Origin of the sequence: Burkholderia sp. CpTa8-5 (assembly GCF_017815045.1) — a bacterium.
GTDB lineage: Bacteria > Pseudomonadota > Gammaproteobacteria > Burkholderiales > Burkholderiaceae > Burkholderia > Burkholderia sola.
Window position 1 is genome coordinate 1 of the sequence record NZ_JAGIQD010000006.1, and the last position, 14,970, is coordinate 14,970.

A 14,970-nucleotide genomic window follows, 5' to 3' on the forward strand; every position below is an offset into this window, starting at 1 on the left:
AGCTTCACCGTCGTGAACAGCGGTTCTTGCATCTCGTCCATTCCACGCATCGGCTTATCCGCTCAAGGTCATGAACACGATATCTCTAACGCACCGCCCGCAAAGCCCGTTTACACCGTTCCCAAATTCAACAGCCTGCTAGGGCGCGGTGAGTCTACTGATTTGCTTGGGTTTGGTTCGGGCATGACTCGGAATGTATCCCGAGCCGTCGAACAAGCAATGGGCACCACGGCAGATTACGCCAACAAGCTGTCCGGCCTCAAGGCGTTCTCAGACAACATCCGCCGCACTGCGGGCATCGTGCAACTCGGAAATATCCGCAAGTGGGTCGCAGACTATGGCCGCATCGGTAAGGGGAAGCAGGTTCAACTTGCCGCGCTCGGGATCGGAGAGCCCGAAGCCCGCCGCCTCAATGAATTGTTCCAGAAGTACGGGGCCGAGCAGAGGCGGGGCCTGTTTTCTCCTGGCGTGTCGAGGTGGTTGTCTGAGCCGGACGGCGATGAGATGAAGTACGTACTGGAGTCCGCCCTGGTGAAGACCCAGAAGCGAGCCTCGTACACATCCGGGTTTGGCAATCAGCCGTTACTCCTGGATAAATGGTACGGCAAGATGTTCCTGCAATTCCAAACGATGGCTTTGCAATTCTCGAATAACTTCATCCGTGCCGGCGTCCAATACGGCTTCGTCACCGGGGACCACATGCGGTTCGCGTATGCGCTTGGGACAGCGCTGGCCGCTGGCGTCCTGATGAACACGATTGCGACGTTCCGCAAGGGGCAGGACGTGGGCGACCAGGAGCCGCAGCAGTTCGCGTACAACGTGATCCAGCGCTCGGGCCTGCTTGGTATGGCGGGGTCCTACACGGACGCCGCAGTGAAGCTAATGGACCCTGTGTTGAATCAGCATCTTGGATGGACCTTGGGCGGCGGGGCCTCGAAGTTTTCCCAGAATTCGTGGCTCGCAAACCTGATTGGGCCGTGGGGCGGTAACGTCGAGACGCTCCAGCAACTCGGCGCAAACGCAGTTAATGGCGACCTAGACAAGACGGGGCGTAAGGCGCTGCTACTCGCTCCGCTCAATCAGCAAGCGCAGATTATCGCGCGGATGCTTTCCGCCACCCCCTGAGCAGTCCCCGCAATCAATACCAACCCTATACGAGCCCGCCACGGCGCGGGCCGTTCTTCATTTACGAAACTGAACATGGAAGTTACAAAGCAACGCAGCGAATATGAGCGCCTTGCCGATTCACGGGCGGCCGTCCTGGAAGCGGAGGTAAACGTGTGCGGCCCCGAGGGCCTCGGGAGGCTGCTGGACGCCTACGACGCCCACGCCCGCATGCTCCAGGAATTGGCACTAGCTGACCCCGATTGAAAGGCGCGTCCAGTGTGCGGGAGCCCGTGCTATGCTATCCGCTACTGTGTCAATTCACACGGCAAAACACGCCGACACACTGCCCGGAGAGCCTTATTCCACCGTGGGTTCGAAGAGGTTCAAATCCTCTCGCCCCGACCAGACAAGAACCCGCGTCAGTTCAAGCTGACGCGGGTTTTTTCTTGGCCGTCGCTTTTTTGCACATCGCGGCGCGGCCCCGGTAAAATGCACGGTTGATCCACGGAAAGCGCCGTGATTTAGCGGAAGAGGATTCCCCGAACATGACTGATCTTCGTCTTACCATGCGGTTCGCTGCAGTGCTCGCCACCGGCGCGCTCGTCGCCGGTTGCGGTACGTCGTCGCCCACGAAAGTGGACTACAAGAGCGATTCGAAATCGAAGGAAGCGTCGCTCGCAGTGCCGCCCAACATGCTCGACGAGACGGCCGATCAGCGTTCGCTGCCGCCCCAGGGCGGCGCGACTTCCCTGTCCGCGCTCAAGCAGGTCCAGCAAGCCGCGCCCGCGCTGGACACCGTCGCGCCGGCCGTGGCCGGCATGCATATCCAGCGCGACGGCACCGAAAGCTGGCTTGTGATCGACGGCAAGCAACCGGCCGCGATCTGGCCGCAGGTTCGCCGTTTCTGGCAGGAGCAGGGCTTCCTGCTCGTCGTCGACCAGCGCGACAAGGGCGTGATGGAAACCGACTGGAACGAAACCCATCCGCAGATCAACGACGGCCTGATCCGCAGCGTGATCTCGAAGGCGATGGGCAATTCGTACGTGACGGCCGAGCGCAACAAGTACCGTACGCGTCTCGATTCGGCGCCGAACGGCGGCACCTACGTGTTCATCAGTCAGAAGGGGATGCGCGAGGCGATCACCGGCGCGAACAACGATTCGAGCAAGTGGGAGCCGAAGCCGAACGATCCGGCGCTCGAGACGGAATACCTGAAGCGGCTGATGGCCGTGCTCGCGCAGAACGAGCAGCGCGCGAAGAACGGCGAACCGCCGATCGCGAACATCAAGGACGACGCAGTACCGAAAGACAAGAAGGCCGATGCCGACGCGTCGTCGAAGGCCGCTGCGGCAATCGCCGCGCAGAACGTGTCGCGCACGTCGGCGCAAGGCAGCGACGCGGCTGATGCGGCCGTGCCGTCCGAAGTCACGCTCGGCGAGCCGTACGACCGGTCGTGGCTGCACGTCGGTCTCGCGCTCGATCGAGCGAACTTCACGGTCGACGATCGCGATCGCTCGAAGGGGCTGTATTTCGTGCGCTATGTCGATCCGAAGGATCTGAGCTCGGCCGAGCAGGGCTTCTGGAGCCAGCTGTTCCACGGCAAGAAGGAAAAGCAGGCGAAGCAGTATCGCGTCAACGTGAAGGCGCTCACTGCCGATCAGACGCGTGTCGCGGTCGTCGACGATGCGGGCGCGATCGACACGTCGTCGCCGGCTCGGCAAATCATGGGATTGCTCGTGAATCAGCTCCGCTGATCCCGGCGTTTCCCGCACTCCTGAAAAGCCCGCCATCCGGCGGGCTTTTTTCATGGCTGCTCGCTGGCGCGTGCGATTGTTCTAGTGGTTCGGCCCGCCTCGTGACGTTACGTAACATCCGGGCGTTACGACGACAGAACACGTGTCACATTGTCGCCGATCCAAAAAATTGTCCTTACGAATCAAAGGAGTGTCGTGCATGTCGAGCTTGGCACGTAACCTGCTTTATAGGTTGGAATCGTTAGAACGGGGAGGCTGGCGTCAGCGTCCGGAGCGTGCGCCGCGTGCGCCGAACAACGGTCTCGATGCCTTCACATGCCGACGCGACAAGCGTCCGCACAACAGATGATGATCCGCACCCGCGTGCGGATCTCGATGGCCCCGTCGCCTATCCTCGTAGGGCGACGGTTTCGCCCGCGCTTCTCTGAAGCGCGGGCTATTTTTTTTGTGCCATCGTCATGCCGTATCGGCGTAGCCGATGCGCGCTGCGGGATTCGCGTATTCTCGGACTTTTTCGGACGAAGGAGGCGGGAATGGCGGAAATTGCAGTCGTGGCGCTGATCGTGGCGAAGCCGGGCGCGGAGGAAAAACTGCGCACCGTGCTCGAGGGTATCGTCGAGCCGACCCGCAACGAAGCCGGCGCATTGCAGTACGACTTGCACCGGGATCTGAAGGAGCCCGCGCGGTTCGTATTCGTCGAGCGTTGGGAGAGCGAGGAGGCGTTGGCTGCTCATGCGCGTTCCGCGCATATTCTCGCTTATCGCGAGGCGGCCGCGGACTGGATCGAGCGTTCCGAAATCCGCGTGCTGTCGAAGCTCCTCTGAACGCGAGCAGGCCAGGGCGACCGGACGTGTCCGGTCGCGGGCGGCGCGTCAGTGCGACGTGCCGGGTACGTCCAGGATCAGGATGATCGTCCAGTCGGCGTCGCCGTCATGGTGATACTGGCGCTCGGCAACGATGAACGGTTGCTGCTTGCCTTGCGGGCCGAGGAACAGCACGTCGCCCTCCATCGGCAGGCACTCGATCGGCGGCAGCGCGAGGAACGCGTCGGCCGAGCCGCGGGGCATCAGTTGCTTGATCTGGCGAGTGGCGGCTTCGGTCCACTCGATGTCGAGTTGAATGTTGCTCATGCTGTCCTCCGCACCGGGGTGCGCACGGGTGGAAAATTTCGGTGCGCGACTTTAGCACAGCGCGCAGGCGCCGCAACCAAAAAAGCCGAACCCGGCTGCCCGGGTTCGGCTTTTCGCTGAAGCGGTGCCGCCGAACTTACTGGCTGGCAGCGTCTGCAGCCTTCGCCTTCTTGGCGGCCTTCTTGTGATGCGCAGCCTTCTTGCCGTGGTGATGCTCTTCCTGCGCCGCCGGCTGAGCCGCTTCGGCCGCTTGTTGCTGTTGCAGCGCTTGTGCACGCTGCTCGATCTCGGCGATCTTGGCCGGGTCGGTGATGGTTTGAATCTGCGTGCTCTCTTGCGCGTACGCTGCGCCAGTCAGCGCCGACATCGCTACCAGGATAGCCAGGGACGTCTTCTTCATTGCTTTACCTCCGCTAAGTGGTGATGAACCCGAGTGTTGCCGTTTTGTCTGGCGACTGCCGTCGAGTGCGTGTCGAGTGTAACAAAAGTGACGGATCAATGTGCACCGGATCGTCGCACGACGCAAGACCTCGTTGAAGTCGCGCAACACTTCGCGCACTTCGTCACGCGTCTGCCATCCGGGTGGCACCGCGATTTTCGCGCCGGGTTTCCCGGTGTCGTCAAAACCAGCCGAGCCAGCGATACACGTGGAATTGCGCGATTCCCACCAGCTCGTGCAGCGCCTGCGCGGCGTTGGCCACATTGCGCCAGCGCGGCAGCCAGCCCGTCTGCGCGCGGCGGAGATTCGCATACACGGGCTGCGGATCGATGCCGAAACGGCGGAAATCGAGCAGGGCGCGGCGCATCTGATACGACGACGTGACGAGAATGCGCGCGTCGTCATACTGTGAGCGTAGTATAGACGCAGTGAATTTCGCGTTTTCGTAGGTCGTGCGGCTGTTCGGTTCGAGCACGAGGTCGGCGGGCGCCACGCCCTGCGCGACGAGCTGGCGTCCGTAGACGGCCGCCTCCGTGTCGCCGTGATGTTGCGGGTCGCCGCCCGACATCACGACGGTGCAGCGCTGGGCCTGCTGCCGGCACGTGCGATAGAGCGCCGCCACCTTGCGGATGCGCGCGACGCCGTCCGGCGGCGGCTGCAATCCGGTGTCGGTGCGGTGCGTGCCGGCGCCGATGAGGATCAGCGTGGTGCGCCCATGCATGTCGGGGCGCTCGACCGGCGTGACGCCGGCCTCGGTCCACGCGATCAGCGGCGCCGCGAGCCAGCCCGTCGCGAGCAGCCAGAACAGCGCGGCGGCGGCGATCGAAATGGTTCGACGCTGCTTGCGGCAGAGCATGAAACCGATGAAGAGAAGTACAAATGAATCGAACAGAATCAATTTGATTGGGGTATGGTGTCTTTTTATGGACGGCTGACGATACGGCCCTGACGCGACGCCGAACAACGTTGGCCTCCAGAATCGGTGGCGGTTTCGGCGGGCGGAGACCCCGCCCGGTGCGCCGCTTCGCATTGTCGCTGCACTTTAAGAAAGAATCGAGATGGCCACGTATTCCAACGAAGCGGTGCTCGACGCATTGAGACGAGTGCAGTACCGCCAGGTACCGTGGGCACGCCGCCCGGGCGTGTTCGAGTATCTCCGTTCGCTCGGGCTGATGGACACGGTCAGGCAGAAGACCGTTGCCCCCGCACCGGGCTTTCATGCACCGGTCGACATTGCCGTACTGACCGACAGCGGTCGAGCCGAATTCTCGCGCCTCGAGCGCGCCGAGAAATTACTTTCCTGGACTGATCGCCGCATGGACGACTACGCATTGAGCGAAGCGGGCGCCGTGGCGATTCTCGAAAGCCGCCTGTAGCGGGCTTCATCCCGGCCCGTGCGTCGCCGCGCAGGCCGGCGATGCAAAAAAAGCCCGTATCGCGAGGATACGGGCGTACCGGATACTTTTGCTGCTGCCACGCTGTGCTCATGGCAACGATGTGACTCGTCGCATGCGGCGCAGTTCCCGGATCCGGGCATTTTCTTTGGCGAAATCTCGAAATCGACAGGACTACGGATGACGCGACATGCCGGGCGGCTGTGAGCCGATCCGCGCCCGAGCGTTGCTGGCGATATCGCCGCGCAAGTCGCCGCGCGGCACGGTTTGCCGGCTCGACGAGTTGGCGGCCGGCGGCTGGCGGAGGCTGTTGCGGTGGTCCTGCTGGCGATGGGGCGGCTTCGCGCGATCGTCGGCATGGGCCGGAGCGGCCAGCGCCACGGAAACGACAATGCCGCATGCAACGAGCAGTGACATTGTTTTCATGGCGGGGCTCCCTCTCAAGCCGTCCGTGCGGCCTGTTGATATGACGCTAAGGTAAGCGTGGGAGTGCAGGCTTGCTGTAAATATTGGTAAATAGATGTTTCGCGGCACGACAACGGTAATCGACGGCAAAGCGTGCGACGCAACGAAGTCGCGTCGCAGAAAGACACCGGGCGGCCGCAGCCGCCCGATCGAGCATTCGTTACGCCATCTTGACGGGCGCGCGCCAGGATTCCGGATTGGTCCAGAAGGCGCCGCGCAGCCGGTCGCGGCTCGGCGGAGCGGGCGGCTTCGCCGCGCTTGCGCCGATGCGTCCGCGCAGCGAGATTTGCCGACCGCTCGTGCCGAGTCGTTTCACGATTTCGGCGAGCGTACCGTCCGCCTGCCATTCGTCGAAGCGGCGGCGGCAGGTCGGCGGGGACGGGTAGCGGCCCGGCAGTTTCGACCAGCCTTCACCCGTCGACAGCACCCACAGCACGGCGTTGACCACCGACCGGGCTTCCACGCGGGGACGGCCGCGCCGCTCGCTCCGCGCGGGCTCCGAGCAAAACAGACCCTCGACCAGCGCCCACTCGTTATCTCTCAAATCGTCGAACAGCATCATGTCCTCACCTCAGCGAAGCTAACTCCGGTGCGCTGCCCTGCGCCGCGCACTCTTCAAGCACTCGAGCGTCGAGTGCCGGGTGGGGGCGTCCGGTTGGCCGGCAGCGGCGTTTCTGCTCTTCCGTCCGACGAACCTGCACCCTGTGCGCAAGGTAATGCACGAAGCGTGCCATGTCGGAGGTGAATCCCTCGAGAGCCGCTTGGCAGCGAGCTAACGGCTAAGTCAGCTAGGGGCGTATAAGACGCCAAAATAACCCGTCAGCAAATCGGGACAATCACCAATCTTGTGCAATTCGCCCATGTCACGTGCGTTTGCGAATCTATTGCACCGCAGCGAAACATGGACGGCGGGGGCCAGATTCGCTCACCGCGGACGGCTTCGCACATTAGAATCACGCATCGATATCGGCGATTGATGAGGTCGGGACATGAACGTTACGCTGCGCCAGCTTCGCGTGTTCATCGAGGTCGCGCGGCTCAAGAGCTTCAGTCGGGCGGGTGACGAGATCGGGCTCACGCAGTCCGCGGTCAGCCGTTGCGTGCGTGAGCTCGAGGCCGAACTCGGGTTGAAGCTGATCGACCGGACGACGCGCGACGTGCAGCTGACCGACGTCGGCGGAAACCTGATCGCGAGCGTGTCGCGCCTGCTCGACGATCTCGACGACACGCTGCGCGAGATTCGCGAAATCGGCGAGCAGCGTCGCGGGCGCGTGATCGTCGCGGCAAGCCCGACGATCGCCTGCAGGCTGATGCCGCGCGTGGTGGCGTCGTGCGAGCGCCAGTTCCCGTTCGTGACGCTCGGCCTGCGCGACGACGTGCAGAGCGACGTGCTGCGCAAGGTGAAGTCGAGCGAAGTCGACTTCGGCGTCGTGATCGGGCCGCTGACGGTCGCCGATATCGTCTGCGAGCCGCTGATGACCGATTCGTTCTGCCTCGTCGCGCGCGCCGACCATCCGCTTGCGGCGCGGGCCGAGGTGCCGTGGACGGCGCTCGACGGCGAGCGCCTCGTGCTGCTCGATCATGCGTCGGGCAGTCGGCCGCTGATCGACGCGGCGCTGGCCACGCATCGCGTCAACGCGACGGTCATGCAGGAACTCGGGCATTCGGCGACCGTGTTCGGGCTGGTCGAGGCCGGTGTCGGCGTGAGCGTGCAGCCGTGGCTGTCGTTGCCGCTGCCTGCCGGCTCGACGCTGGTCGCGCGGCCGCTCACGCCGCGCACCGAACGCACCGTCGAGCTGGTGCGCCGCCGCGACCGGTCGTTGTCGCCCGCCGCGCAGGCGATCTGGGAGCTCGTGCGGCAGATGCCGGCAAGGGCCGAGGATCTCGACTGACGTGCGCCGCCGTGCGCCGGTCCGGCTTGCCGGCCGGTACACTACGCGGATCGTGTTCCTCCGCGGTGTTCTCGATGACGCATTCCGCAGGTTTTTTCCCGCCGCACAATGAGCCGGCGGCGCGCACCGCGGTGCATGCGCTGCGGCCGTCGCTGATCCGCGAGGTCGCGAACGCCGGTTTCGGCGTGCCGGACATGCTGCCGTTCTGGTTCGGCGAATCCGATCGCGTGACGCCGGACTTCATCCGCGACGCCGCGGCGGCGGCGCTGCGCGACGGCGCGACCTTCTACACGCACAATCTCGGCACGGCGCCGCTGCGCGACGCGATCGCGGCCTACGTCAGCGCGCGTCACGGTGCGACGGCGGCCGACACGGTCGCCGTGACGAGTTCGGGCGTGAGTGCGCTGATGCTGGCCGTCCAGATGCTGGTCGGGCCGGGCGAGCGTGTCGTCGCCGTCACGCCGCTGTGGCCGAATCTCGTCGAGATTCCGAAGATTCTGGGAGCGCAGGTCGATTGCGTGCCGCTCGGCTACGGCGACGCGGGCTGGCAGCTCGACGTCGGCCGGCTGCTCGCGGCGCTGACGCCCGATACGCGGATGCTGCTGATCAACTCGCCGAACAACCCGACCGGCTGGACGATGTCGCGCGACGATCAGCTGGCCGTGCTCGCCCATTGTCGTCGTCACGGCATCTGGCTGGTCGCCGACGAGGTGTACGAGCGGCTTGCCTTCGACGAGGGCGGCGCGCCGTCGTTTCTCGACATCGCGTCTCGCGACGAGCGCGTCGTGGTCGTGAATTCGTTCTCGAAGGCATGGGCGATGACGGGCTGGCGGCTCGGATGGCTGATTGCGCCGGCCTCGGTGATGGGCGACCTGTCGAAGCTCGTCGAATACAACACGTCGTGCGCGCCGGGCTTCGTGCAGGCCGCGGCCGAGGTCGCGTTGCGCGACGGCGAGCCGTTCGTGCGGTCGTTCGTCACGGCGCTGCGCGACGCGCGCGATCACCTGGTCGCCGCGCTGCGGACGCTGCCGGGCGTCGAGGTGCCGCCTCCGCCGGGCGCGATGTACCTGTTCCTGCGGCTGCCGGGGGCGGCCGACAGCCTGGCGTTCTGCAAGACGCTGGTGCGCGACGCGGGGCTCGGCCTGGCGCCCGGGCGTGCGTTCGGCCCGGAGGGGGAGGGGTTCGTGCGCTGGTGTTATGCGTGCGATCCGGCGCGGCTCGACGCGGGCGTCGAGCGGCTGCGCCGGTTCCTTGCGCATGGCGCGGGCGCCCGCTGAAGCGGGGACGGAGCGGGTGCGCCGCCCGGGCGGCGGCCTGTTCCACTCATCTTTACGCACCGGGCAATTTTGCGTAATATGGCGCTCAGTCACGCGGTTCCGTCGTTGAGCCGTGCTGTTCCGTCCGGTTTGGGCCTGGCCTGAAGTTGGTTCGCCGCCCCCGGTTCGTGCTCCCATCAATATGACCGATCAGAATCGGGCGAGCGCGTCTTCCGTTCCTTTCGTCTGTTTGTTGATCCGGTTCGTTTGACCACAGGGTCTGGCCTAGCTGCATGAATACCCAAGAGGCGAAGATCGTCCTCGAGACTGCTTTGATCTGTGCGCAGGAACCGCTGAAGCTTGGCGATTTGCGCAAGCTCTTTGCCGACGGCGTGTCGGCTGACACGGTCCGCACGTTGCTCGAAGACCTGAAACAGGATTGGTCCGGTCGCGGTGTCGAACTGGTGGCGCTGGCGACCGGGTGGCGCTTTCAGAGCAAGCCGGCGATGCGTCATTATCTGGATCGCCTGCATCCCGAGAAGCCGCCGAAATATTCGCGTGCGGTGCTCGAAACGCTCGCGATCATCGCGTACCGGCAGCCCGTCACGCGCGGCGACATTGAAGAGATTCGCGGCGTCACGGTCAATACGCAGGTGGTCAAGCAACTCGAGGACCGCGGCTGGATCGAGGTGATCGGTCATCGCGACGTGCCGGGGCGTCCGGCGCTGTATGCGACGACCAAGCAGTTCCTCGACGATCTCGGCCTGAAGGCGCTCGACGACCTGCCCGCGCTCGAAGAGCCGGCCGCGAACATCGAGGCCGCGCTGCTCGCGCAGCAGGCGATGGATTTCGACGGTGACATGCCGGCGGCCGACGCGCCGCAGGCGCTGGCGGATGAAGCAGTCGCCGGCGAGTCGACCGACGGGGCCGGCGATGCCGCGGCCGACGTCGCGTCGACGCAGGAAATTCCGGGTCGCGATACGCTCGATGCTGATCGCGGGCAAGCGGAACAGATTGAACAGACGGAACAGGTTGGCGCCGAAGCAGTGCCGACCGATGTGCAGCCCGAGCCGCAGCGTGCGGATTGGAGCGAGGAAGATCGCAAGCCGGCCGCCGAAGCGGCTGCCGGAGACGGAGCGGAAGCGGCCGGCGGCATGCCCGGCGAGGCCGATCAGGCCGACGCATCCCGCCCCCGTCCTGTGGACGACGAGACGCTGGACGACACGTCCGACAGTCTCGCGGATGCCGTGCGAAGCGCCAGTGCGCCCATCGGCGCCGACGCGCTGCCGGACGACGAAGCAGAACCCGAACAGCGTCGCGCCTGATCGCGGCCAACTTCTTGCCGCGCCCGCGCCGGGCGCGAGACCTGACATTTTGAGGTTGTTTTGACAGATATCCACGATATTGAATCGTCCGCGCCTGCCGTGCAGGCAGCGCGTGCCGACGATGCGCCGGAGCAGGATGCTTCGGCCGCGGGTGGCGACGAGCGTCCCCGCCGCGGTCTGCGGCGCGGCCCGCGCAGCCTGATCGCGCGGCGTCGCGCGGCGGCCAAGTCGAAGGGCGCCGAAGGCGAGCAGCCGGGTGCCGAGGGCGCGGATGCGCAGCCGGCCGACGCTGTCGACGCGCAGCCGGCGCGTGCGCCGCGCAAGGAAGGCGCGGCCAAGGGCGGTCGCAAGCCGGCCGCCAAGCGCGAAGGCGCACCGAAGGGTGGCCAGGGCGGCCAGGGCCGTCGTGGTGCGGCGAAGGCTGAAGGCGGCCCGGCGAAGGCGGCGGAAGGCGATGCGTCCCAGGACGAGCTGTTCGCATACGTGACGTCGCCCGCCTTCGATGCGGACAACTCCGCGGGCGGCAGCGGCGTGCGTGCGCCGATGCTGCGCCGCGGCCGCAGCCAGCCGGCGAACAAGCGCGTGCTGTCGCCGGACGACGACGCGCCGAAGCTCCACAAGGTGCTGGCGGAAGCAGGCATGGGTTCGCGCCGCGAAATGGAAGAGCTGATCGTCGCCGGCCGCGTGTCGGTGAACGGCGAGCCCGCGCACATCGGCCAGCGGATCATGCCGACCGACCAGGTGCGGATCAACGGCAAGCCGGTCAAGCGCAAGCTGCCGAACAAGCCGCCGCGCGTGCTGCTGTATCACAAGCCGACCGGCGAGATCGTCAGCCACGCGGATCCGGAAGGCCGTCCGTCGGTGTTCGACCGTCTGCCGCCGATGAAGACGGCGAAATGGCTCGCGGTGGGCCGCCTCGACTTCAATACCGAAGGTCTGCTGATGCTGACGACCTCCGGTGATCTCGCGAACCGCTTCATGCATCCGCGTTACAGCGTCGAGCGCGAGTATGCGGTACGCGTCGTCGGCGAGCTGGCCGAAGGGATGCGGCAGAAGCTGCTGCACGGCGTCGAGCTCGACGACGGTCCGGCGAATTTCCTGCGCATCCGCGATGGCGGCGGCGAAGGCACGAACCACTGGTATCACGTCGCGCTGGCCGAAGGCCGCAACCGCGAAGTGCGCCGGATGTTCGAGGCGGTCGGCCTGATGGTGAGTCGGTTGATCCGGACGCGTCACGGCCCGATTCCGCTGCCGCGCGGCCTGAAGCGCGGTCGTTGGGAAGAGCTCGACGACGCGCAGGTGCGCAAGCTGATGGCGACCGTCGGCCTGAAGGCGCCGGCCGAAGAGAAGGGCAAGCGCGGCAGTGCCGGTCCGGCCGAGCGTCGCCAGCCCGACCCGATGGAGACGTCGATGGGCTTCATCAGTCGCGAGCCGGTGCTGACGACGCACGGGCAACTCGACCAGCCGCGTCGCGGCGGTGGCCGACGCGGCGGCCCGGGTCTGCCGGGCCTGAGCGGCTACGGCAGCCTGCCGGTTGCGCCGTCGGGTTATGGCAACCGCGCGGGCGGCGGCCGTGATGGCAACCGCGCAGGCGGCGGCCGCGACGGCAATCGCACCGGCGGTGGCCGCGATGTCGACGGCAATCGCGCGTCGTATGGCGCGGGCCCGAAGCGCGATGGCGCCGGCCCGAAGCGCGGCGGCAGCAAGGGTGGCGGCAATCGCAATCCGAACGGCAATCGTGCGGACGGCGCCGGCAACGGCGGCGGCGCGCGCGGTGGCCAGCGTCCGCAGCGCAGCCGCACGCGCGGCCGCTAAGCGTCTATTGGCGCACGGCGGCGTAGAGCCGCCGGCGTGCCGGTTCGATCGGCGTCCGGCCGATTTTTCCGGCACGACGCATCGCGTCGATGATCTTCGGCTGTATCCATGCCGCGTGCCGCGGCAATGCCGATCATCGGCGCGGCGGGATGCGCCGGTCGACCGGACAAGCCCGATTTCGCATTTTTGGTCCGTAAAGGCGGCCGACGCGCTGCTTTTACCGGCTGGCTTGGCGTTTGCGCCAAAAATCGCTATAATCGCGGAGTCGCTGGGCGTACGGATTCAATGTGCGGCTCAGGTGCGACCACCAGTAAGAAGATGGGCGTTCCGCCCATTTTTTTTTGCTGAAACGGTTAGGCATCTCGGGTAGCGCTTCCTGCGCCGGCTAAGGCGCGCGCCCGCGGGTGAATCGCGAGCGGCGGGCGCGAACACCTGAGAGGACACTGTGCAACTGACGGAACTGATAGAAACCACGGTCACCGGGCTCGGCTACGAGCTGGTGGAACTCGAGCGCACCGGGCGCGGCATGCTTTGCATCTATATCGATCAGCCTGCCGGCATCTCGCTCGAAGATTGCGAAAAGGTTACGCGTCAGCTCCAGCACGTCTTGACGGTCGAAAATATCGATTACGAACGGCTCGAAGTCTCGTCCCCGGGGCTCGACCGCCCGTTGAAGAAGCTGGCCGACTTCGAGCGCTTCGCCGGCAGCGAAGTTTCCGTGACCTTGAAAAAGCCGCTGGACGGGCGCAAGACGTACCGGGGCATTCTGCACGCGCCGAATGGCGAAACGATCGGTTTGGAATTTGAGGGGAAGAAGGGCGAGGCAGCCATGCTGGATTTCACGCTGGCCGATATCGATAAAGCCCGCCTGATTCCGCAAGTTGACTTTAGGAGCCGCAAATAATGAGTCGCGAAGTGTTGATGCTGGTGGATGCGCTGGCGCGCGAGAAAAACGTCGACAAGGATGTGGTGCTGGGCGCCCTCGAGGCTGCGCTCGCGTCCGCTTCCAAGAAGCTGTTCGACGAAGGCGCCGAAATCCGCGTCCATATCGATCGCGAAAGCGGCGAGCACGAAACCTTCCGTCGCTGGCTCGTCGTGCCCGACGAGGCAGGCTTGCAGGAGCCGGATCGCGAGATCCTGCTGTTCGAAGCACGTGAGCAGAAGCCCGACGTCGAAGTCGGCGAGTATGTCGAGGAACCCGTTCCGTCGATCGAATTCGGTCGGATCGGCGCGCAGGCCGCGAAGCAGGTGATCCTGCAGAAGGTGCGCGACGCGGAGCGCGAGCAGATCCTGAACGACTACCTCGAGCGTGGCGAAAAGATCATGACGGGTACGGTGAAGCGGCTCGACAAGGGCAACTTCATCGTCGAATCGGGCCGTGTCGAGGCGCTGCTGCGCCGCGATCAGCTGATCCCGAAGGAAAACCTGCGCGTGGGCGACCGCGTGCGGGCATACATCGCGAAGGTCGACCGCACCGCGCGCGGCCCGCAGATCGAGCTGTCGCGCACGGCGCCCGAATTCCTGATGAAGCTGTTCGAGATGGAAGTGCCGGAAATCGAGCAGGGCCTGCTCGAGATCAAGGCGGCCGCCCGCGACCCGGGCGTGCGCGCGAAGATCGGCGTGATCGCGTACGACAAGCGGATCGATCCGATCGGCACCTGCGTCGGCATCCGCGGTTCGCGCGTGCAGGCCGTGCGCAACGAGCTCGGTGGCGAAAACATCGACATCGTGCTATGGTCGGAAGATCCCGCCCAGTTCGTTATCGGCGCGCTCGCGCCGGCAGCCGTCCAGTCGATCGTCGTCGATGAAGAAAAGCATTCGATGGACGTCGTCGTCGATGAGAACGAACTGGCTGTCGCGATCGGCCGCAGCGGTCAGAACGTGCGCCTTGCCGGCGAACTGACCGGCTGGCAGATCAACATCATGACGCCGGACGAATCCGCGCTGAAGCAGGGCGAAGAGCGCGACCGGCTGCGTGCGCTGTTCATGGCGCGTCTCGACGTCGACGAAGAAGTTGCCGACATCCTGATCGACGAAGGCTTCACGAGCCTCGAGGAAATCGCGTACGTGCCGCTCAACGAAATGCTCGAAATCGAGGCGTTCGACGAGGACACCGTGCACGAACTGCGCAACCGCGCACGCGACGCGCTGTTGACGATGGCCATCGCGAACGAAGAAAAGGTCGAGAACGCAGCGCTGGATCTCAAGAGCCTCGACGGCATCACGCCGGAGCTGCTCGCGAAGCTGGCCGAACACGGCGTGCAGACGCGCGACGATCTCGCCGAACTGGCTGTAGATGAACTGGTCGACATGACCGGAATGGAAGAGGATGCCGCTAAGGCGTTGATCATGAAAGCACGTGAACATTGGTTCCAGTGAGAAATGACCATGGC

The 14,970-nt window shown here is 65.2% G+C and carries 14 protein-coding genes and 2 pseudogenes; 11 read left to right on the forward strand and 5 right to left on the reverse strand.

Features of this window, described 5'->3' with window-relative positions; translation table 11 throughout:
- From J8I35_RS11445 to J8I35_RS11460, 4 genes and pseudogenes are all read left to right on the forward strand, one after another.
- Positions 1 to 1,125, forward strand: a pseudogene (locus tag J8I35_RS11445) (hypothetical protein); the annotation flags it as partial.
- Positions 1,126 to 1,200: 75 nt separating this feature from the next.
- Positions 1,201 to 1,371, forward strand: a complete 171-nt coding sequence (locus J8I35_RS11450; protein WP_209925469.1) for a hypothetical protein — start codon at positions 1,201 to 1,203, stop codon at positions 1,369 to 1,371.
- 281 nt (positions 1,372 to 1,652) lie between these two features.
- Entirely contained in the window at positions 1,653 to 2,861 is a 1,209-nt protein-coding gene (bamC, locus tag J8I35_RS11455; RefSeq protein ID WP_050012474.1) for an outer membrane protein assembly factor BamC, read from the forward strand.
- A 533-nt stretch (positions 2,862 to 3,394) separates the two neighbouring features.
- Positions 3,395 to 3,685, forward strand: a complete 291-nt coding sequence (locus tag J8I35_RS11460; RefSeq protein WP_050012475.1) for a putative quinol monooxygenase — start codon at positions 3,395 to 3,397, stop codon at positions 3,683 to 3,685.
- 48 nt (positions 3,686 to 3,733) lie between these two features.
- Here J8I35_RS11460 and J8I35_RS11465 read toward each other — a convergent pair whose 3' ends face one another.
- The 3 genes from J8I35_RS11465 to J8I35_RS11475 all read right to left on the reverse strand — a co-directional run bounded on the left by J8I35_RS11465 (position 3,734) and on the right by J8I35_RS11475 (position 5,328).
- Positions 3,734 to 3,991: a hypothetical protein gene (locus tag J8I35_RS11465; protein ID WP_034184019.1), complete on the reverse strand. Its 258-nt coding sequence runs from the start codon at positions 3,989 to 3,991 to the stop codon at positions 3,734 to 3,736.
- 136 nt (positions 3,992 to 4,127) lie between these two features.
- Positions 4,128 to 4,391, reverse strand: a complete 264-nt coding sequence (locus J8I35_RS11470) for a hypothetical protein (RefSeq protein WP_050012476.1) — start codon at positions 4,389 to 4,391, stop codon at positions 4,128 to 4,130.
- A gap of 220 nt (positions 4,392 to 4,611) precedes the next feature.
- Complete coding sequence (locus J8I35_RS11475) at positions 4,612 to 5,328, reverse strand: YdcF family protein (protein ID WP_050012477.1); 717 nt, start codon at positions 5,326 to 5,328, stop codon at positions 4,612 to 4,614.
- Positions 5,329 to 5,488: 160 nt separating this feature from the next.
- On the opposite strand from J8I35_RS11475, the gene J8I35_RS11480 reads away from it, so the two are divergent.
- Positions 5,489 to 5,806, forward strand: coding sequence for a hypothetical protein (locus J8I35_RS11480; RefSeq protein ID WP_050012478.1), 318 nt, complete (start codon positions 5,489 to 5,491; stop codon positions 5,804 to 5,806).
- A gap of 192 nt (positions 5,807 to 5,998) precedes the next feature.
- On the opposite strand, the gene J8I35_RS11485 is transcribed toward J8I35_RS11480, so the two are convergent.
- Together J8I35_RS11485 and J8I35_RS11490 are read right to left on the reverse strand one after the other, a co-directional pair.
- Positions 5,999 to 6,250 (reverse strand): hypothetical protein, encoded by a 252-nt coding sequence (locus J8I35_RS11485; RefSeq protein WP_050012479.1) that lies wholly within the window; start codon positions 6,248 to 6,250, stop codon positions 5,999 to 6,001.
- A 211-nt stretch (positions 6,251 to 6,461) separates the two neighbouring features.
- Positions 6,462 to 6,848: pseudogene (locus tag J8I35_RS11490) on the reverse strand (transposase); the annotation flags it as partial.
- 430 nt (positions 6,849 to 7,278) lie between these two features.
- Between J8I35_RS11490 and J8I35_RS11495 the strand changes: the two are divergent.
- The 6 genes from J8I35_RS11495 to nusA all read left to right on the forward strand — a co-directional run bounded on the left by J8I35_RS11495 (position 7,279) and on the right by nusA (position 14,956).
- Complete coding sequence (locus J8I35_RS11495; protein WP_089488385.1) at positions 7,279 to 8,181, forward strand: LysR family transcriptional regulator; 903 nt, start codon at positions 7,279 to 7,281, stop codon at positions 8,179 to 8,181.
- A gap of 74 nt (positions 8,182 to 8,255) precedes the next feature.
- Complete coding sequence (locus J8I35_RS11500; protein ID WP_209925471.1) at positions 8,256 to 9,458, forward strand: pyridoxal phosphate-dependent aminotransferase; 1,203 nt, start codon at positions 8,256 to 8,258, stop codon at positions 9,456 to 9,458.
- Positions 9,459 to 9,730: 272 nt separating this feature from the next.
- The gene (scpB, locus tag J8I35_RS11505) at positions 9,731 to 10,762 is read left to right on the forward strand and encodes an SMC-Scp complex subunit ScpB (protein ID WP_209925474.1); all 1,032 of its coding nucleotides are present in this window, start codon (positions 9,731 to 9,733) and stop codon (positions 10,760 to 10,762) included.
- A gap of 60 nt (positions 10,763 to 10,822) precedes the next feature.
- Complete coding sequence (rluB, locus tag J8I35_RS11510) at positions 10,823 to 12,577, forward strand: 23S rRNA pseudouridine(2605) synthase RluB (protein ID WP_124556361.1); 1,755 nt, start codon at positions 10,823 to 10,825, stop codon at positions 12,575 to 12,577.
- Between the two features lie 445 nt (positions 12,578 to 13,022).
- Positions 13,023 to 13,481, forward strand: coding sequence for a ribosome maturation factor RimP (rimP, locus tag J8I35_RS11515; RefSeq protein WP_006476167.1), 459 nt, complete (start codon positions 13,023 to 13,025; stop codon positions 13,479 to 13,481).
- Complete coding sequence (nusA, locus tag J8I35_RS11520) at positions 13,481 to 14,956, forward strand: transcription termination factor NusA (RefSeq protein WP_006476166.1); 1,476 nt, start codon at positions 13,481 to 13,483, stop codon at positions 14,954 to 14,956. The genes rimP and nusA overlap by 1 nt, the downstream gene beginning before the upstream one ends.
- The last annotated feature ends 14 nt before the right edge of the window (positions 14,957 to 14,970 follow it).